The following is a 20,661-nucleotide window of genomic DNA, read 5'->3' as shown; positions in this document are numbered from 1 at the left end:
AATAATTTCTACTTTCTATGCTTTGCGTGATCCAACACAACCCGCTCAATAATATCGCAACACTCATGAAGCTGCTCTTCCGTTATCACCAACGGTGGTGCCAGACGAATGATATTTCCATGCGTTGGCTTGGCCAGTAAACCGTGCTTCGAAAACTCAACACAAATATTCCATGCGGTTTCACTTTGCGGAGTGTCGTTGATCACAATCGCGTTGAGCAAACCCTTGCCGCGCACCAGCGTAACCATATCCGATTTTTTAATCAGCGCGGTCATGCGGTCGCGGAAAATTTTTCCAAGCTGATCGGCACGTTCGGCAAGCTTTTCATCTTTAACCACTTGTAAGGCTTCCATGCACACCACAGCAGCCAACGGATTGCCGCCAAACGTAGAACCATGCTCACCCGGTTTGATCACCAGCATAACCTCATCATCGGCCAATACCACTGAAACCGGAAGCACCCCGCCACTTAAGGCTTTACCTAAAATCAATAAATCAGGGCGAACGTCTTCGTGTTCGCTCGCCAGCATTTTTCCTGTGCGCGCAATGCCGGTTTGAATTTCATCCATCATCAACAACACATTGTGCTGCTTGCTCAATTTCTCTGCCGCTTTCAAATAACCTACTGCGGGTACGTAAACTCCGGCTTCACCTTGTATCGGCTCAATCCACAACCCACACACGTTGGGGTTGGCCAATGCCTTCTCAAGCGCAGGCACGTTATCGTAATCAACAATTTCAAAGCCCGGCATAAACGGACCAAAACCTTTGCGGGCCGAAGGATCAGTAGATGCAGAAATGATGGTGGTGGTTCGTCCGTGAAAATTTTTCTTCACGGCTACAATCACCGCTTCATTTTCTGGTATACCCTTATAGGTGTAGCCCCACTTGCGGGCCAGCTTAATGGCCGTTTCGTTGGCCTCGGCACCGCTGTTCATAAACAGCGCTTTCTGGTAGCCGAATGTTTCGCACACATATTTCTCAGCCAGTCCGAGTTTGTCGTTATAAAACGCGCGTGAGGTTAACGTGAGTTCTTTGGCTTGTTCAATCAGCGCATTGATGATGCGCGGGTGGCAATGCCCCTGGTTAACGGCACTGTAAGCCGACAGAAAATCGTAGTAACGCTTGCCTTCCACATCCCACAAAAACACACCTTCACCTTTGCTTAACACCACCGGCAGCGGATGATAGTTGTATGCGCCATACTGATCTTCCAACAAAATAGCTTCCCGGCTGTTTGTAATCGCTTCTACCATAAAAATTTAGAGTTTTTTATGCCACCTCAAAGTAAAGCTTCAATGTCAGCCTGAGCTTGTCGAAGGCTATTGCTTCACAGCATATCAGGTTTCGACAAGCTCAACCTGACAGTCTCTACTTTCAAGGTGACTCCTTGTGTAAATCGGGGGCAAGATACCAAATAAGGCACTGAAAGCCAATGCGTTCTTTATCGCTTCCAACAACTGACACACTTTGTCAGTTGTTGGTAAGGATATTGGCCACAGCATCAACAGAATTGAATTAACTTTACCGCTATGGAGAATGGCATCGATAACATTAAGCGACTTTTTAACGAGCTGAAAACGTTCACGCTGTGGGACAGGTTATTCCATTGGGGCAGAATCAGGGCGTTGTTGGTTGAAACAAGTGCTGAACTTCAACGATTGGTATCGGGAATGGGTGCGTTACAGGCCGAAAACCGAAAACTTGAAAGCTCGATTGAGCGGTTATCCGATGACAAAATCACCTTTCAAAAAGAAAACAGTGTACTGAAAGAGAAAAACGATAACTACTTAAAGCGAGGCACAGAACTGGCCAACGAAAAGGAGTCGTTTAAACAAAAAGCTGATTTGTTAGACCGGGAATGTAATCGGCTACGGGAAGAAATTCTGCAACTGAAAACCAAAGACGAACAACGCAGAACGGAACACGAGAAGGCCATCCATCAACTGGTGAAATTGCGTGAGGATATTTTGAAAGAACGCCACGACAAAGAAGAAAAAGAAAAGCAGGCTGCCTACGAAAAACTCCGCAGACTAAAAGAAACCTGGTCGAAACACGAAGCAGATGTTAAAAACCGGATAAAAATTATTTGCAACCGGCATGGCGTGGAGTATATGGAGTCGGTTCCATTTAAAGGTAAGCCTGACAATACCTTAAAGATCAACGATGAGTTTATTGTGTTTGATGCGAAAAGTCCGGGTAGCGATGACTTGTCCAACTTTCCGTTGTATTTACGAAATCAGGCTGAAAGTGTAAGCAAGTACGTAAAGGAAGAAAATGTACGAAGAGAAGTTTTTTTGGTGGTACCTACCAATACACTTGAGGTTGTAGAGCAATTCGAATACAAGCTGAGCGATTACACGGTTTATGTTATTTCCATTGACGCGCTGGAGCCCATTATTCTTTCGCTGCGAAAAATTGAAGAATACGAATTTGCCGAACAGCTGAGTCCGGAAGAACGCGAAAACATTTGCCGTGTGATTGGCAAGTTTGTGCACCTCTCAAAAAGAAGAATACAGATTGATGGTTTTTTTGCGAAACAGTTTTTTGAACTGGTGTATCGCAGTGAGGCCGACTTGCCAAAAGATTTCCTTGACAAGGTGATTGAATTTGAGAAAGCCGAAAAACTCAACCCGCCTATTGAGCGCAGGGCACGACAGATCAGCAACAAGGAACTTGAAATCGAAATACGCGAACGTAAAACCGATGCCGAACAAAAGGGCATTGAGATGGATGAATCCATGCTCACCAAAAACCTGAACAAACTTCCTTTGTATACGGATAAGCCCAAGGAAGAAACGCAGAAGGATTTGTTTGAGAAGTAATTGACTCTAAACAATAAACAGTTGCCGTGATTGCGAGGAATCCCGATGGTAATCGGGATGACGAAGTCATCCCAATTTTTAAGTTTGGTCTGCAAAAAAGTCTAGCGATTAACATCCCTATAAAATTGAAAGGACCAGGTCCAACATCCAAAACATATCAATTCAGTTGACAGAAGCTCCTTTAGATAAATACGTTATGAAATAAAGAGTTTGGGAAGGAACGCCCGCTAACAAATGATATATCTCAAAACCCCGTCTCTCATAAATTTCGTTAAGATATAAGCTCCGTAGGAGCGAAATCTTACTAGCCCTGTGCGTAAGCACGGGGCTAGTTGAATGAAGTTTATCGTGCCACGTTCATGAGGTATTTAATGCGATGAATATCCATGGCACGAAGGGCAGGGGAAAATTAAAGAGCTGTACTTTGTAGCATATTTTGAAACATACAATGCCTGCGAAAACCATACCTTTGCACCATGCTTCATAAAACCCCCGGCATTGTTTTTCGCTTCACCAAGTTCGGGGATACCTCCATCATTGTGAACATCTTCACCGAGGCTTTCGGTTTGCAGAGTTACATTGTAAATGGTGTCCGCAGTGCATCCGCAAAAGGGAAAATAGCATTATACCAACCGCTTACGTTGTTGGATATGGTGGTGTATTACAAAGAGAATGCGCAGGTAAAACGCATGAAGGAGGTAAAATGCCTGCACCAATACCACTCCTTGCATACCGATGTGAAGAAATCAACCATTGCCATGTTTCTGGCTGAATTGCTGAACAAAGCGGTTAAGGATGAAAGTCACGCACAGGAATTGTATGCGTTTATTTCCGATTCAATAATAACCCTGGATGATGCAGCACATAATTTTGAGAACTTTCACCTGATCTTTCTGGTGAAGCTCAGCCGGTTTTTGGGATTTGGGGCACATCACGTGCACGAAGTTACGGGCCGCAGAGTGGTGGATAACTCATTGGAACCGTTGATTGAGGTATTATTGAATGCGGAGTACGACACACATTTGCCTATGTCGGTAATCCAGCGCAGGGATTTGCTGGACGCGCTTCTTAATTTTTACAAAGATCATTTGGATACACTAGGTGAGTTTAAGTCGGTGCCGGTTTTGAAAGAAATATTCACGTAATTTGCCCACGTTGAAATCTATGAATATGAAAGCCTTGGTTTGCGAAGACGATAAAGTAGTGCTAAAGGTAATTGAAGTGGCGATGGCCGAAGAAGGTATTGAAGCCACTTTGGTTAACAACGGACAAAAAGCGTTGGACTTATTGGCTCAAAACGATTATGACCTGATTGTGACTGATATTCACATGCCCTATGTGAATGGCGATGCTGTTTTGGATTTTGTACATAAGGAGCAGGGAAAGAAAACTCCCGTCATCATGATCTCTTCTGATAATCAGGAAGAAGTGGTGACCATGGCCATGAAGGCCGGTGTACATGCGTTTGTTTCGAAACCGGTAAGCGTAGAGCGTTTACGAAAAGTTATCCGCGAGGTGCGGGGCTAACCGGCTGGGCAATTTCCAGTTTAAATCCAACTCCGTGGTAATTCACAATTTGAACGGTTGGGTCATCTTTTAAATACTTGCGCAGTTTAGAGATGAACACATCCATGCTTCGCCCTAAAAAATAGTCGTCATCACCCCAAACTGATTTTAGAATCTCATCACGCTTAAGCACACGGTCGCGGTGAACGAATAACAACCGAAGTACTTCTGCTTCACGCGAAGTGAGCGTGCGTTCGCTTTCATGATTTTTCAATTTGAAATTTGCGTAATCAAATTGATAAGCGCCTAAAGCAATGGTTTTGTCAGGGTCGTTGTTTGATTTGGCTCGCTTGAGAAATACCTCAACCCGGCAAAATAATTCTTCGAGGCTAAACGGTTTGGTGATGTAGTCATCCGCTCCGGTGCGAAAGCCTTCCAGTTTATCTTCCGTCATGGCTTTGGCGGTAAGAAATAAAATGGGAACATCACGGTTGTGCTCACGTATGGCCCGCGCCAGACTGAACCCATCTTTTTTGGGCATCATCACATCGAGAATACAAAGCTGAAATTTTTGTTCCTGAAAAAGTTTTAATCCCTCCTCACCATCACGCCCCAGCGTAACGGCATAGCCTTGCATGCTCAGGTTGTCCTGGATAACAAACCCCAGGTTCGGATCATCTTCAACAACAAGAATGGTGGGTTTACTCATGTGGTTGGTAATAAAATGGTAAATGCGCAGCCCTTTCCGGGTTCGCTGGCTACGGTAATCCTTCCACGATGGGCCTCAACAATTTGTTTCACATAATGCAAGCCAAGCCCAAAACCTTTTACATCATGCACGTTTCCGGTGGGCACGCGATAGAATTTTTGAAAAATTCGTCTTTTGTTTTCATCGCTGATGCCAATTCCGTTGTCTTGAACGGTTAGGGAAATGTTGCTTCCATTTAACTCGGTTTGAATGGTGATGGAAGGCTGGTTTGTACAATACTTTATGGCGTTGTCTAGCAAATTGAAAATCACGTTGGTGAGGTGATGCCGGTCGGCCTGTAGGTTAGCTGAAGAAGCGTTTAAACGCAGGTGAATCGAACCTTGCTTTTCGCGCAAGGCGAGGTCGATACTTTGAACCACTTCGTGTATGATCTCGTGCAGGTTAACGGTTTCTTTTTTCAGGCCAACATCTTCCTTATCCAGTTTGGCCATTTGCAGTACGCGTTCAACGTGTTGCTTTAACCGTTTGTTTTCATTTTCGATAATGGTGGCGTACTGCAATAAGCGATCAGGCTGCTGCACAATGTTTGTGTCTTTCAATACTTCCGTTGAGACGGCAATGGTAGAAATGGGCGTTTTAAATTCATGCGTCATGTTGTTGATGAAATCTTTCTGTATTTCAGAAAGACGTTTCTGTTTAAGAATAACAAACAACGTGTAGCCAAAAAACACAATTACAATCAGCAATACAGCAGATGAAAATGACCAAATGCCCATCTGGTTTAAAATCTGTGCCTCACGGTTGGGAAATTGCACGCCAAAATAGTAACCGGCATTTACCCATTTGGGCAGGTTTGGATTCTGTTCTCGTTTGCTGACCTTATCACTTAACTTCACGTAGTTTCCATACACCATTTTTTCGTGGGTACAGTCGTAAATGCCGTATTCAAAATCGGCTTGGATGTTTCGCTTTTCAAATTCCGAGCGCAATAAAAACTCCAACAGGTTAGCGTCAATGTCACTGTTCACCATCACCACATAATAGTTGGTGGAGATTTGTTTTACCGGATTGTTGGCAGGAGAGGGTGTGTTGTTGAGTGAAAAAATCTGTGACGCCACATTGAATAAGGCCGTGTTTACCTGCCGATCGAATTCAGCTTCCTTTAATCCAAAGGCACGTTTCACCCAATAAATCTGGGTGATGGAAATACCCAGGATGCTGATCGTGGCCAGTACAACGATAAACCGGATGGTGGAGCTTTTCACAACTTAAAAGTACAAGGAAATTTAGCGGACTAACAAGGTTTAACAAGTCATTAACATTTGTTACCAATCCATTAACACCTGATGCAACGCGTTTTCCCGTGTTTTGACTCACCGATCGGAAACACATGTTTCAACTCAATCAATTATCACCAATGAAAAAAACCATCATTTTAATGCTGGCCACCGTAGTAGCTATGGTAGCCGTAGCCCAACAGTTAGCCCTGACAACGAATACCTCACCCATTGTTCGCATCGCGGATGCGGCTTTTGCATGGGATGAGACTGTGTATGATTTTGGCAAGATCAAACTGAACGAACCGGTAGCGCATGAGTTTACCTTCACCAATTCTGGCGATGAGCCGCTTGTAATTGCTGCTGTTAAAGCATCTTGTGGATGCACCGTAACGGAGTATACCAAAGATCCGATTCCTGCGGGAGGCACAGGCTTTGTGAAGGCCACCTACAATGCAGCCAAAGCAGGTGTGTTTTCCAAAACGGTAACCATTACTGCGAACACATCTGAAAGTGCAGTGTTGCTTACCATAAAGGGAGAGGTAGTGGAGTAACAGTTTCCGCTTAAACTAATATGGCCTAAAAATTTTCAGCACATCTGAGCAGCGCCTCTTTCTATCCTTGGACTGGCAGGGAATGTGTGGATAGAAAGCAGCGATGATCAGATGTGCGGGGCCATGCCTGCCTAGCCGATGCGGCTACGCAAAGGCAGGCGGCCCTGGAGCACACAACAGATTTGCAAAACAGTTGGGTAATCTGTGCATCAGGAAGTAGATTTGTTCATGGCTTCAGCATTTGATCAAATCGTCTCTACCCGATACCACATTTACAACAGTCTTTTCTTAAACCTGCCCTTCAGTAAAATCTACCGAACCGGAACCTTGTTGCCTTTTGTGCAACAATATGCCGAGGAGGGATTCGAGAAAGGAAAAGATCCGCAAGATATTGTGGAGCAGTTTTTTAGCGACTTTGCTCCTAAGGCTTCGCCCGAAGAAAAATCTGATCTCCTATTCAGCTTCATTCAATATGCCGAGCGCCAGGTGGTGCTTTTCGATTCCATTGAAGATGCTGCCTTTGATAAAGTTAACGACCTGAACGGAAAAGGTACTGTCTCTGCTTTGCTGTTGCGTGCCTCTTCGGAAGAGAAGCTTCAAAAGCTCAGAAAGAAATTAGAACAATTCAGTGTACGGGTGGTGCTTACCGCTCACCCCACACAGTTTTATCCGGGCAATGTGTTGGCCATCATCAACGACCTGGAGCAAGCCATTCGTCATGATAACCTGGCTGATATAAATTCGCTCTTGCAGCAATTAGGCAAAACACCCATCATCAATCGCGAAAAGCCTTCCCCATTTGAGGAGGCTGTTAGCTTGTGCTGGTATCTGGAAAATGTGTTTTATCATGCTGCACCTGAAATTGTTTCGCGACTGATTCGTGCACTTGGTCAAACCCCTCAGGAATGGAAAAACTTTAACCTGCTCAGTATTGGGTTCTGGCCGGGTGGTGATCGGGACGGAAATCCGTTTGTTACCCACGACATCACGTTGAAAGTATCGGCACGTTTAAAAGAAACGATTTTAAAGTGCTACCATCGCGACCTGCGTATTCTCAGACGCAGGTTAACCTTCCGCGGAGTGGATGCGCTTGTGGTGGAGGCAGAACGCAACGTGTACGAAGCTATTTATTATGCGGGCAAAGGTTATCGTAAATCAGATGAATTGCTGGCTGTACTTTTTCGCATCCGTGAGTTATTGGTGAATGAGCACCAGGGATTATTCGTGGAGCAACTGGATGCATTTATTGTTAAGGTGAAGATGTTCGGTTTCTTTTTTGCAGGTATGGATGTGCGCCAGGACAGTCGCAAGCATGCGCATGCATGGAAGGAAATTTTTGCAGCGCAGAAAGTGAAGGATTTTGATTCACTCAGTGAAGAACAGCAGGTAAAGCAATTGCTGAAAACGAATATCGACCTGAAGAAAGTAAAAGTGAAAGATCCGTTTGTGCGTGAGCTGATTGATACGGTGTATACCATCGGGGAGATACAACTACAAAATGGTGAAGAGGCTTGCCATCGGTATGTGATCAGCAACTGCGGATCAGTAAAAGACATCATCAGCGTATTTCAACTGGCGCGATTGGCCATGGGCACACGGCAAGGTGTTGCCCTTGACATTGTTCCGTTATTTGAAACCATCGATGATCTGGCGCATGCGGGTGAGGTGATGGAGAGGCTGTATAGTTTACCGGAATACAAAAAGCATTTGCAAAAGCGAGGCAACAAGCAAACCATCATGGTGGGTTTTTCGGATGGCACAAAAGATGGCGGATACCTGCGCGCCAATTGGTCTATTTTCAGGGCCAAGGAAAACCTCACACGCATTTCGCGGCAGCATGATGTAACGGTGGTATTCTTTGATGGCCGGGGTGGACCACCGGCACGTGGGGGTGGCAACACGCACGATTTTTATGCCTCGCTGGGAAGTTCGATAGAAGATCACGAAGTGCAGCTAACGGTGCAAGGACAAACCATCAGCTCCGGTTTCGGCAAGATTAATTCGTGTCGCTTCAGTCTGGAGCAACTGCTTTCAGCAGGCGTGGAGCGGGAGGTTTTTGGGGAGGAGGCCACCGAATTAACCAAGGAGGATAAGCAACTATTGGATGAACTTGCGGAAGCCGGCTACCAGGCCTACCTGAAACTCAAGCATGATGATAAGTTTGTTCCCTACCTGGAGAAGATTACACCACTTTCCTTTTTTGGTGAAACCAACATCGGTTCACGACCGGTGAAACGTAATGCCGCTGACGGGTTGAAGTTTGAAGATCTCCGTGCAATTCCGTTTGTGGGTGCGTGGGCGCAGATGAAACAAAACATTCCCGGTTTTTATGGTGTTGGATCTGCGCTGGAAGAAATGAAGCAGCACGGCCAGTATACCAAGCTAAAAAACTTGTACAAGCGTTCCTTATTTTTCAGAACGTTACTGGCCAACAGCATGATGTCGCTGACCAAAACGTATTATCCGGCTACACGTTACCTGTCAAAAGATGATGAGTTCGGTGCGTTCTGGAGCATGATGTTTGATGAATACAAGCTCGCGTGCAAGCGGGTACTGGAAGTTACCACATTAGATGAGCTGATGCAGAATAATCCGTTGAACCGTGACTCAATAAAACTACGCGAGCGTATTGTGTTGCCGCTTATTGCCATTCAGCAATTTGCGTTGCAGCGTTTACGCAATGCAGATGATAAGAAGCACACCAAAGCGTATCAAAAACTGGTATTGCGTTGCATGTTTGGAATTATTAATGCCGCCCGAAACTCGGCTTAATATATTCAGTACAGTGTTCACACTGGCCTGAAATATGTACCTTCATGTAAAACGCCCATGAAAACCTGTTTACCCATCCTTTCTGGCCTTTTGCTTATTGCATTGCTGGTTTTTGATTCTTGCTCATCCGGTAAGAAGTCATTCGTTCGTGGAAATTATTTTGATGCCGTCATGACATCCACCAACCGCTTGCGAAGAGATCAGGATCATAAGAAATCTGTTGAAACACTTCGGGAGGCGTATCCACTTGCTGTTGCGTACTATGAAGATCAGGCGAAAGCCGCATTGGCCTCAAACGTACAATTCAAATGGTCGAATGTGGTGAATGCCTACAGCACCATCAATGTGATGTACGATGAAATCAGGCGCTCCCCCGGAGCGTTACGCGTAATTCCGAACCCGGTAAATTATTACGATAAGCTTGCTGAGGCCAAACAGCAGGCTGCAGCGGAGCGCTACGATGCGGGAGTAGCTGCACTCGCAATTAAAAATCGAGATAAGGCAAAAGAAGCGTATCGGCACTTTCAACAAGTGGAAGCGTTTGTGCCCGGCTATAAAGATGTTCAGGATATGTTAAAGGCCGCTTTGTGGGCTGCTACCGTAAAGGTGTTGGTAGAGCCGATACCCGTACAAACACGCAACATCGGTGTAAGCGCAGATTTCTTTAACGATAAAGTTTCTGAGTTTTTGCACAGCACGTCTATCAGTGAGTTTGTAAAATTTTACACATTGAGAGAAGCCCAAACCATTAACCTTACTCCGGATCATATAGTCAAGATTTCGTTTGATGAGTTTGCTGTAGGCGAAGTATTTCTGTATGAGAAAGAGTACGCACTCACGAAAGACAGCATTGTGATGGCTACCTATGTGGCCCAAACACCTGTGACAGAGAAGCCGGCCGATGGAACCGATAAGCCAAAGGATACGGAAAAGCCCGAAGATCAGCCGAAAGACGAAAAGCCCGTTGATGATAAGAAAGATGAAAAACCTGCTGATGACAAAAAAGAGGAACCTAAGGATGAACCGAAAGATGACAAGAAGGACGAGCCCAAAGATGACCCGGCAGATAAACCCAAAGATGTAGAGCCCTTACCCGGTGATGATGACTTTGAAGAGAAAATTGATGAGAAGGATCGCGTAACGGTTTGTCATATTCCACCTGGAAACCCGGCAGCTAAACATACCCTCACCATTTCCAAAAATGCGCTGGCAGCCCATTTGGCGCATGGCGATGTGTTGGGTAAATGTGAAGATGAAAAAGGAAAGGGAAATTCCGACAAGAAAAATGACAACAAAGGGAAGGGCAGTGGAAATGGAGGAGCGCAATATGCATCAACCGAAAGATTTGACCGATTGGTACATGATGCGGAGGCATTAAACGGACAACTGAATATTACGGATGACACGGTGAAAGTGTATGGTTCGGTGAAAGCCACGTATTACTATTCGCGCAAAACCACCACATCAAAAGGATTGGTGAATTTTCAGATTATTGAATTGCCATCCAACCGCATACTGGCGGTTGAAAAAATGCCCGGTGAATTTGTGTGGGTGTCGGAGTGGGCAACCTTTAACGGGGATGAGCGTGCCTTAACGCCTAAGCAATTGCAAATCAGTAAGCAAAAGGAACAGTTGCCGCCTCAACCTCAGGAGTTATTCATCGAGTTTACCCGCCCGATTTATGACCAACTGACTGCGAAGTTGCGGGAGTTTTATAAGAATTACTAAGCGCCACTAAGGCACGAAATCATAAAGCAAATAATCACTTTCTGTGGTTCGCAGATCCAAAAACTTTGTGCCTTTGAGTCTTGGTGGCCTTTGCATTACTTAAATCTTTTTGCCAGCCTTTACCTTTATTTCAGAACCCTCTGCCAGAAATACCGAAACCGGCTTTTCCGTTGAGAGAAATGAAAATCCGGATCCGTATACTTTTCCGAAATCAACATCAATTGAATAGTTCCGGGTTGGATAGATTTCCCACCGTGGATGCTCCACCTGGTATTCGGAGGTTTTATGGGTATTGATTTTGGTATAGCCCCAGTAATGTTCGGTAATGAATTCCGCTTCACTTCCGGTCTTCAGCGGAATGGCTTTTGAATCCGCTTCAACTGAAAACGTATGCCACAATGATTTCTTCCAGCGGTATTCAACTTTTAACGTATTAGCTTCAGTTTTCCAGGTGTGTTGCATGGGCATGGTTTCGTAGTGTTCGCCATACAACGTATTGGCTACCAAGGTTAGCGCGGCCCGTGGCACAATCTCTTTGATAAACACCACTCCGCGTTTCCACTCACCGGCATCCTGATAACGCACATAAAAGCGCAGGTTTACTTCTTCAAAATTGACATGAAACGGAACCTTGATTCCCAACACGCGGGTATTTAAAAACATGAATCCCACCAAACTCACGTAGCAGGTGTTGTTCCAAAAATCCAGTTCTGTTTTAGCGGGCACAAAAGGCAACAGCAACTCGGATTTAACCGCATAGTTGGCCATCGCCAGTTTGCGCCATTCGGCTTGGAGGAAGGTTTTGGTTTCGGACATTGTGGAGAAGAAATGTAAGATTCAATTATGCCGCTACATGAGAGGTGAAACTTTTTTATTGTGTCCTTGTATCAATTTTACTCCGTATTATGATAACGTCTGCTTTTTAAGTTTTTCTTTTTCAACCCTTTCCTAGTTGGAATATCATCAGAAAAAGCAATAGTGAAGTAACTACAATAAATATTGTCAGTCCATTTACAAACTTAAGTTTCAAATTATCATTCGGAACTCTTTCCTTAAGTACTTCTACTATTTTGTCAAAGTTTAAGTACTGACTTTTTCCCAATGTCAATTGTCTACCATTGGGAAGTTCGATAAGAATAAGTTTCGTAGTCCAACTATAATACGCAAATTTCAAGTCCTTATAGTCAAAACTTCTTTTTGAAAGCCCTAAGAGATATTTGATCTCTAACGTGTCATTGTGAATTACATAGCCCCTGGTGTGTCGTTCTAGCATCAGCAGAAGAAAAAAGATGGTGAAAGTCAAAATAATTATCTGAACAACTGTTGTCAAGTCGGTAAGATTCGATAAGTTATTAATTACGATGTTATAAACAGTATTAAGCATTTTAATAGGTAGTATAGTCAATACAAATACAAACGGCCATGTCCATATTGTAAATTTTGATTTGATCATATGCCCTGTAAAGAGAAAAAATGTGCATTAACAACAAAGTCGTTTTCCGCAAATTTACAATAATGTTGTTTCCTAGAGCGATGGGCAACATACCCTGATTTTACAATAATGTCGTTTCCCAGTTAAACACGCGTTTTCGACCAATTTAGTGATATTCTAAATTTACTTAAGAAGCTAGCTTCGGCTCGGTTAGAAGGGCGATTAGGTCTTTAACCTTTTGAGAGACAGGATACTTCATCCCTGCCTTTCTCATAACCTTGTAAGGTGAAGTAGTTTCGACTTAATCTGACAGTTGGGTTAACTTAGAAGTGCAAACAATCAAGTTAAACCCTTTAAACTGTCAGAAAATGAGAACAGAAACGAAGTTAATCAAAACGAAATTAGGTCTTATCAATTTAGCTGAACATTTGGGTAATGTCAGCCAGGCATGTCGGATGATGGGTTACTCCCGCGACAGCTTCTACAGAATCAAAGAGCTTTATGATACAGGTGGTGAACTGGCTTTGAAAGAGGTCAGTCGCAGGAAAGCTATTCCAAAGAATCGTGTCGAGCCAGAAGTTGAGCAAGCCGTTGTCCGGATGGCTATCGATCAACCCGCTCTAGGGCAGGTGCGCGTGGCCAATGAACTTCGCAAGCGCGGTGTATTTGTGTCTCCTGCTGGCGTGCGCTGCGTTTGGCAGCGCCACGACATGGAGACTTTCGCTAAACGGCTAGCTGCGCTTGAAGCAAAGGTTGCTCAGGAAGGAATCATTCTCACCGAAGCACAAATGATCGCCATGGAGCGTAAGCGAGAAAAACGCGAAGCCCTCGGAGAGATTGAGACTGAACATCCGGGCTATCTTGGCGCACAGGATACTTACTACGTTGGCAATATCAAAGGGGTAGGCAGAATCTATCAGCAGACCTTCATTGATACGTATTCGAAAGTTGCTTTTGCCAAGCTGTATGATCGTAAGAACGCTATCACCGCAGCAGATATGGTAAACGACAAAGTCGTTCCATTCTTCGAGGAGCAGGAAATTCCATTGCTGCGTGTCCTTACCGATCGTGGCACCGAATATTGCGGAAAAGCAGAGTATCATGAATATGAGCTCTATCTACGAATCGAAAACATCGAACACTCAAAAACGAAGGTAAAAAGTCCTCAGAGCAACGGAATCTGCGAACGCTTCCATCGGACCATCCAGGATGAATTCTATGCGGTGGCCTTCCGGAAAAAGTTGTATCAGTCACTGGAAGAACTTCAGGCAGATCTTGATGTGTGGATCAAAGAATACAACGAGCAAAGAACGCACTCAGGAAAGTATTGCTTTGGAAGAACTCCCTGGGAAACGTTCCTGGCTTCCAAAGAGCTTGCTATCCAGAAGATGGTTGATCAAAATTATGAATCAGCATGATCACTCGTCCGCATTGCTTCCTCATAGGCCGCAAACAGCCGCAAGCGGAAAAGAAGTCAAGGGTGGCTTTGGCTGTGTGTAGGATTTTGCGCGGCCACTCGCGCAGCCCTTGACTTCTTTGGAGCGGTGGCTACCTTTGCCTTTGAGGAAGGAATGCCTACCTGACTGTCAGATCAAGTCTTAGCTATTACATGTAAGGTGATGGTTGATCTGCAACAGATAGAATATCTTTTACTGATGCCATTATTCTGTTAATTTGATGCTGCTCACTTGACTCCGAAATAGATTTTAACAGATTTAATGTTTTGGGCAAATGCGACTGTTTCTCAGGTGAAAGATAATTGACACGTTTTATGATATGTGATAATAAACTTTTTGTAATACGCCCTTTATAGTTGTTTAGCTTTAACCATTGAACATGCTTTTTTATTTCATCAACTGTTCTTTCATCGATCTCTTTCCAGTTTAATCGGAGTTCACCGGTAGTATGTTTTTTAATTGTATGTAACTTGTTCGATACCTTAAACCAATCGGAATCATTTTTCAATAGCCATTTATAGAGTTTTATATCCTTTTGTTTTGCCTTTTCAACAGATTTTTGAGTGGATATAAGATTGATCCATTCCTTTCGTTTTTGACTAAGCGTAGTTTTTTTCGATTTAGTTTCACTTGTTAGTAATAGACTTTTTTGTTTCTTGATTTGTTTGAAATTGACCCTTAGATCAGAAGAAATTTTATAAAGTGAGTGCCCCTTATCAAGTAATTCTTTTAGCTTGGTTCTCCAAAGCTTTCCATAGTCCTTGACCCTAATACTATCCACGATTTTATTGTTTTTATTGATGTGACTGATTTGGTATACCATTCCACAGGAGCACGCTAAGATTCCAGTCATTTTCTTCAATCTCCAGTTATATTTTATTATAATTGAATCAATCACTTTTTGTCCAAAATGCGCTGAAGTGGCATTTATGCAAACCCATGGACCTTTCCCGAAGGGAGGTGCAATAATTTGCTTTGGTGTCTCACTCAAGAAGTTATAGAGTAACAGATGCCTGACTGGATGATTATAGTTTTTCGGTTTTGAAATCATGATCTTAATCCAATTCAAGTTCATCTGGTTTTCAGTGAGTACGCGTTGCAAAGCGCTCTTGGAATAAAATTGGATGAATGATTGGGAGAGCTTTACATGATCTATTCTTCCATATTTTTCATATGGAGTATTATATAATAACCCTTTATAGTAAAATTTGGAATAATCGATCAGAGTTTCCTTTAAAATCGGTAGTGCTAAAATATTATTGATTTTGAGTAACCTATTGTCTGTTACTGTTACCACTTCCAAAGTGAGGTCATCTATAAATTCATTTATGTCGGTAATAGCTTTCTCATTAATTAAGGTAGGATGAATTTGATGTAAAATCGTGTTGTGGAATGGACATATAAACAACCCCGGAATCTGATGGATTCTATGTATATAGGTTTCGCCAAATGCTTCTATGTCTTGAGATATACATACTGGACAATAGTTAATTATTTTATGGTTTCTGATTATTGAATAATCTTTAGGCTTGTAATTTTGCACAATGTTTGACGATGAAATCATCAAGTTCAGTACTTTCACCCGTTTTTCACCCGATAAGAAAGGTTTATAGTACGGATAGAGTGTATGATTGTATACGAGTTCTTCCGGTGAGTTTATTCCTCTAACTATCAATCTCTGCACCAATTTGCTTATGCCCGAGGGTAGGTCAAAAGCTAGTCGCGTATTCGTCCTGCCCAGATAAGTGGAGGAATAAGTAATCCCGGAAAGCAACAGACGACTTCTGTGCCTTCCGAGAATACTGAAGAGGACTTCGTCTTTGTAGGGGACTATGCTTGTCATCATATTATCTCAACCATTCCCAAGCTCATCTTTTAATTTTGTAATTAACCCTCTTGATTTAAGTTCTTTGTAATTTTCTTCTGCCGATTTTTTTACACCGTTTTTTGCTGGAAATTTCTTCTTTGGTTTCGGTAATGCAGATCGTGACTTAGAGTTTCGCTTTGGCAGGTCTAATGCCCTTAAAGTGGCAGCAGCTATCTTTTTCTTGTCAGCATACGGGATATCTTCAGAGAATATTCCTTTTGCAAGTTCTTCGGGTGTTTCCGCATTTTCAATTAACTTATTGACCCGAATAATTGTTTGCATAGAAAGATCAGCGTAGTATTTAAGCTCTTCCGGATTATTCCTTTCAAGAGCCCTTATTCCCTTTTCAGTTAGCAGCATCTCTTCACCCTCCTTTTGGATTATCTCTTTGGTTATTTTTTCTACACCCCTTTCAATTGCTGTAACCTGACAATTATGGTGTAAAGCCACAACTTGTGAGATAATCCCTTGTGTATATTTGAAATATAAATTGATTATTTCAGCAGTTAGCGGTCCATTTTTTCGTACGACAGTTCTTTTCCAGATGGATTTCATTAAATTCTTCCAGTCAGCGTCATTCTCGTATTTTTCAAGAAAGAATGATTTTATTCCCTGGCTCCGTCTGGCTATTTGAAAATTCTCAGCTAATAACGTATAGGCTTCTGGGGTGCCCACAAGAACTATCGGTATGTTAATTGTATTACTTAGATTTTTCAGAAAAGCAATAATTTGACCCCTTGATTTAAAAGGAACATTCGTTAAGTGATTGATCTCATCAATAACCCAAACCCCAACACAATGAAGATGGCATAAATTGGCAACAATAGCCGTTAGTGACTCCGTAGTATATTTTTTTGATGCGATATAAATTTTATGGTAGGATGTACCAATTAGTTCATCTATTCCAACAATAAACTTATTGAGGATGTCTTTAAGTGAGCCTGTATCTACACAGTTTGTGATAATGAATTGAAGCTGAGTGGTATTCTCTAATTTGCAAATCTGCTTGAAGCCAGTATGGAGTACCCGTTTAACCAGACTTGACTTACCAATTCCGGAAATGCCCAGAATTGAAAAGCCATTGACGGTATTATTAAGAGTTTGATTGGGGCTTACCTTCGTCTTTTTTGCTTCTTTGTACCATTCTCTTATCTCAATTAAAGTTGGGATAAATGCTTCAGTAGGTCTGGCCCTATAGGAAGATCGTATTACATTATAAAAGGCGTCATAGATCAGCGCGCACACAAATTTTACATAGTACCAATCTTGTAGAAAATCAGCAAGACGGTCTTTGCGCTCTTCATTGCTTTTAGACCTATACTGAGCAAGGTCATATTTGGACGCCATTGCCTTAAGAAATGATTCATGATCCTTTCTTTTTCCCAGGTTATTAAGTGCTGGATTTTCTGATTCTTTTTTCATTGGATTAGTCATTTAAGTTTTCAATTAATTTAGCGAGCGGGAGTTGTTTGTTTAATCTTTGCTTTTTACGTAAAGCGTCAACTTTGTCTTTTGACTGCCCCAAAACTGCTGGATTTGGAATATACTCGTGCACTTCAATTTCTTTCTCAATAGCCCTGGCGAGTTTCGTATTTTTTAAATTGGGATCTTTATGTTCAAATTGTGGAACCAAAATGGATGATTCCAAATAATCATCATTTCTTTCTTTAATTAATTCTTCCCGTTCAATTCCTTCTGCATCAATGACCTTGTAATCTTCCAGCGTATATACGGCCTCCCATTCATTCAAAAACTGCGGATCATGTTTTCCACGGAGACGAAGTGGGGCTAATCGATTATCAAGCACCCAATAAATTTGTCTGTAATTTCTTGGGTCATATACTATTTCAATTGGTCGTTTTTTGTTTGCCAAAATCAATTGTTCCATTATAGAGTGATCTGTTTCATTTTGGGGGACATAGTGATAACCATTTAGTTTAATGCCCTTTCTATTAGGGGTAATTTGCTTTCTTTCCATTAGATTTAACCATAGCTTCTTTTCATTACAATAACGTTCCTGAAAGTTTGTATTATCCTGACACCATTGGTGAATTTTCATTGGGATTTTCTCCACCTTATCTTGTATCATTTCCATACTCAATGAATGATCTTTTAGGACGTGATGGTTGTTTAGCTCATCCTCTACCATGAAGCAAACCTGACTAAGTTGCAAGAAAGTGAAGCAGGCTTCTTCATTGCTGTTTGATTCCTTATTAATCTGCCCCTTTCCAATAAACAAGGATTTTAATCTGTCATGTATCATTCTTATTGCACGTTCTACATCACCTTTAAATGCCGGGTTATATGCGGTTGTATTTCCAATTGTCATATCAAATGCTTTGGCAATCTGATCGGATTTAGGACCTAGTATTTCTTGACGATCAGCTACCAGATATTCACATAACGAATGACATGACTTACCAATAGGAAAATCTTCTAAGCCAAGTTGCTTTTGAAGAATATGCCTGGGTAGAAATGCATGAAAGAGTGCCTGGCAAGCGCTGATATATGATGGGTTATGAAGGGTAACAAAGACGAAGTATGCCTTGGTAAAGACGTCACGAATTATATAGAAATATGCACGACCAATGAATCTGCCGTCAACGGATGATACAATTTTTATATCCGATGGAGACGGGTCAATCTGATAAATTTGGCAGGGCCCTGTTACCAGATCCAGTGACTTTCCCGTAAGCATCCTTAAATCATTGTTATAGCATTTCTCCTTATGCCTTATTATTGCCTTTTCCTTGTTGGTTAAATCTTTTGTTCCATGATACCAAAATGAATGTGGCTTAAGCCTGACATAAGACTTCTTATTCTTAGCCACAATCTTCCTATTAAAATGCCTCGTAGCATCTCGCAAGGTCATTCCTTTACCTATAAGTTCTTTGTATTGTGCCTTTACTGCTTTACGCTGCTTATCGTTGATACTGGACTTTCTTTCTTTTCCCGGGGCTCCACAATTTTCATAATAGGGCAATAATGCGTTGGCATTTAATGCATGTTTCCAATATTTACGTAGCCAAGTGTATACAGACGGTCTGCTTACCCCATGCTTGCGCATTGTTGTTTTAACTAAGATATTACGTAAGACAGGATCAAGTATGTCTTCTGTGGCAGCGATGTCTTTAATTGCATTCCATGCTTTTTCTCTTAATTCCTTTTCTTTTATGGATAATTGATTTTCTTCCAGATTAATATCATAGGGATCCTCATCGAGAATAAGTATGGATTTAACCTTAATCTTTTGAACAATGCTATCAATTTCAAATAACATTGGAAAACATTTTTCGCTTGCTGTGCAATCATATAGATAGAGCTTTTTTTCAACATTATTAATCAAAATTACCCGGTGAATTTCTTCCGAATCAATAAATCGAAAAAGCATATTTTGACCAATGTTCATAACTCCTTAATTTCTTCTTCAGTCAAGACAATCCATTTTATCCCCCTTTTCTTCCAGTAGGCCTGCTCGATTTCGAATTTTTCAAGTGTCCGGTTGTTCATTTTATTTCGTGGCTTAACCGAAATCGCTAACTGCGAGCTTTCCAGGATCACAAAAAAGTCAGTAGTCATAATGACTTGCTCACCTTGATATGCTGGATGATTGATTTCCAGGTCATGAGCAATTCCATAGGTTAGATCAGGATCGAGTTTGTATTGCTCTTTTATATCGTGAACTTTGGGATGCCTGTCCAGATATTCAAATACTCTCAATTCAAGCGTTGACAGCATGTGATGTACCCGATTGGTTTTCTTACTAAAGGCCCGCCATGAAATGCCTTTTGAGGAAATTTCATGAACGCGTATCCAAGGTTTATGATTCGCTAAGTCTCCCTCACTTCTTTTTTCCTTGAAGCGAGTTTTGTTTGAGGTGCGATTTTTCATTTTATAATGACATTACCTTATTGAGATACGGAAAAGATTCACACAAGATCGACAACATACTATTCGAATCACTGCTGATGTCACTCGCACCACTCATGGAGGAGTTGATTTTCACTTTATAATTCTTAACAGGGCCTCGGCATTTAAGAGTATATATGCTTGCTCTTGTTTTGAGTAGCAGAGTGCTTTTTATCTTTTTGCCTAGGCGGTTTGGTTTACCGACATCTGAGTTATATTGAGCTACAACGCCAAGAATGTTGTTGTAAGCGGCAGCATAATTGAGTTTAGTGCTTACAATTTTTTTGATTTTGTTTGCCAACGATCTTATTGACCTGGAAGGTGTCAATGGGATTTGTGCGGAGCTCACACGAGGAAGCGCATCAATATATATCCATGGAGGTAAGGGTGATCCCCATCCTTTTGCCGGCTGAATGAAAAAATCATCACCCGCATGTTTCAAAGTGAACCCGAGTATGTACCACTTGGTCATAACAATGTTGACTACATATGCATGATTCACAATTGTGATGGTTCGGGAAACATTGTAGGTCATTGAATTAGCCCGTTTTTGAGTGGAATTGGTTTTTGGGGAGGCGGGGTTGAAATCTTTCATTTTGTCAAATTTTAAATGGTTAACTTTGTA

Annotated in this window: 16 protein-coding genes; 7 read left to right on the top strand and 9 right to left on the bottom strand. The window is 42.2% G+C overall.

All coding sequences use genetic code 11. The features are described from left to right. Positions 1–8: 8 nt before the first annotated feature. Positions 9–1,256, bottom strand: a complete 1,248-nt coding sequence (gene rocD, locus QY309_15425) for an ornithine--oxo-acid transaminase (protein ID WKZ59243.1) — start codon at positions 1,254–1,256, stop codon at positions 9–11. A gap of 276 nt (positions 1,257–1,532) precedes the next feature. Here rocD and QY309_15420 point away from each other — a divergent pair, with 276 nt between their 5' ends. The 3 genes from QY309_15420 to QY309_15410 all read left to right on the top strand — a co-directional run bounded on the left by QY309_15420 (position 1,533) and on the right by QY309_15410 (position 4,352). Then, positions 1,533–2,825, top strand: a complete 1,293-nt coding sequence (locus QY309_15420; GenBank protein ID WKZ59242.1) for a hypothetical protein — start codon at positions 1,533–1,535, stop codon at positions 2,823–2,825. Positions 2,826–3,301: 476 nt separating this feature from the next. Then, entirely contained in the window at positions 3,302–3,970 is a 669-nt protein-coding gene (gene recO / locus QY309_15415) for a DNA repair protein RecO (GenBank protein ID WKZ59241.1), read from the top strand. 25 nt (positions 3,971–3,995) lie between these two features. After that, a complete protein-coding gene (locus QY309_15410; GenBank protein ID WKZ59240.1) occupies positions 3,996–4,352 on the top strand; it encodes a response regulator in 357 nt (118 codons plus the stop codon). Here QY309_15410 and QY309_15405 read toward each other — a convergent pair. Together QY309_15405 and QY309_15400 are read right to left on the bottom strand one after the other, a co-directional pair. After that, positions 4,330–5,040 (bottom strand): response regulator transcription factor, encoded by a 711-nt coding sequence (locus QY309_15405; GenBank protein ID WKZ59239.1) that lies wholly within the window; start codon positions 5,038–5,040, stop codon positions 4,330–4,332. The genes QY309_15410 and QY309_15405 overlap by 23 nt on opposite strands. Beyond that, a complete protein-coding gene (locus QY309_15400; GenBank protein ID WKZ59238.1) occupies positions 5,037–6,305 on the bottom strand; it encodes a HAMP domain-containing sensor histidine kinase in 1,269 nt (422 codons plus the stop codon). Before QY309_15400 ends, QY309_15405 begins: the two co-directional genes overlap by 4 nt. Positions 6,306–6,457: 152 nt before the next feature. Between QY309_15400 and QY309_15395 the strand changes: the two genes are divergently transcribed. The 3 genes from QY309_15395 to QY309_15385 all read left to right on the top strand — a co-directional run bounded on the left by QY309_15395 (position 6,458) and on the right by QY309_15385 (position 11,371). Further along, positions 6,458–6,871 (top strand): DUF1573 domain-containing protein, encoded by a 414-nt coding sequence (locus QY309_15395; protein ID WKZ59237.1) that lies wholly within the window; start codon positions 6,458–6,460, stop codon positions 6,869–6,871. A 228-nt stretch (positions 6,872–7,099) separates the two neighbouring features. Beyond that, positions 7,100–9,643 (top strand): phosphoenolpyruvate carboxylase, encoded by a 2,544-nt coding sequence (locus QY309_15390; GenBank protein ID WKZ61710.1) that lies wholly within the window; start codon positions 7,100–7,102, stop codon positions 9,641–9,643. Positions 9,644–9,700: 57 nt separating this feature from the next. Further along, a complete protein-coding gene (locus tag QY309_15385) occupies positions 9,701–11,371 on the top strand; it encodes a hypothetical protein (GenBank protein WKZ59236.1) in 1,671 nt (556 codons plus the stop codon). A gap of 99 nt (positions 11,372–11,470) precedes the next feature. On the opposite strand, the gene QY309_15380 is transcribed toward QY309_15385, so the two are convergent. Beyond that, on the bottom strand, positions 11,471–12,187 hold the full coding sequence (locus tag QY309_15380; GenBank protein WKZ59235.1) for a DUF2071 domain-containing protein: 717 nt from the start codon (positions 12,185–12,187) through the stop codon (positions 11,471–11,473). Between the two features lie 984 nt (positions 12,188–13,171). Here QY309_15380 and QY309_15375 point away from each other — a divergent pair. Continuing rightward, complete coding sequence (locus QY309_15375; GenBank protein WKZ59234.1) at positions 13,172–14,221, top strand: IS481 family transposase; 1,050 nt, start codon at positions 13,172–13,174, stop codon at positions 14,219–14,221. 187 nt (positions 14,222–14,408) lie between these two features. Here the strand turns inward: QY309_15375 and QY309_15370 are convergent, their stop codons facing one another. From QY309_15370 to QY309_15350, 5 genes are read right to left on the bottom strand one after another with little or no spacing between them, the layout of a single operon-like run. Further along, complete coding sequence (locus QY309_15370; protein WKZ61709.1) at positions 14,409–16,103, bottom strand: TnsD family Tn7-like transposition protein; 1,695 nt, start codon at positions 16,101–16,103, stop codon at positions 14,409–14,411. 9 nt (positions 16,104–16,112) lie between these two features. Continuing rightward, positions 16,113–17,549 carry a TniB family NTP-binding protein gene (locus tag QY309_15365; GenBank protein ID WKZ59233.1) on the bottom strand — a complete coding sequence of 479 codons (1,437 nt, stop codon included), beginning with the start codon at positions 17,547–17,549 and terminating at the stop codon, positions 16,113–16,115. 4 nt (positions 17,550–17,553) lie between these two features. After that, complete coding sequence (locus tag QY309_15360) at positions 17,554–19,536, bottom strand: hypothetical protein (GenBank protein WKZ59232.1); 1,983 nt, start codon at positions 19,534–19,536, stop codon at positions 17,554–17,556. Next, complete coding sequence (locus QY309_15355; protein ID WKZ59231.1) at positions 19,533–20,018, bottom strand: TnsA endonuclease N-terminal domain-containing protein; 486 nt, start codon at positions 20,016–20,018, stop codon at positions 19,533–19,535. The genes QY309_15360 and QY309_15355 overlap by 4 nt, the downstream gene beginning before the upstream one ends. A gap of 1 nt (position 20,019) precedes the next feature. Beyond that, on the bottom strand, positions 20,020–20,631 hold the full coding sequence (locus QY309_15350) for a hypothetical protein (protein WKZ59230.1): 612 nt from the start codon (positions 20,629–20,631) through the stop codon (positions 20,020–20,022). Between the last annotated feature and the right edge of the window lie 30 nt (positions 20,632–20,661).

The organism is Cyclobacteriaceae bacterium (genome assembly GCA_030584025.1).
In the GTDB taxonomy this organism is placed as follows: domain Bacteria; phylum Bacteroidota; class Bacteroidia; order Cytophagales; family Cyclobacteriaceae; genus UBA2336.
This window is presented reverse-complemented; position numbering and strand designations above follow the sequence as displayed.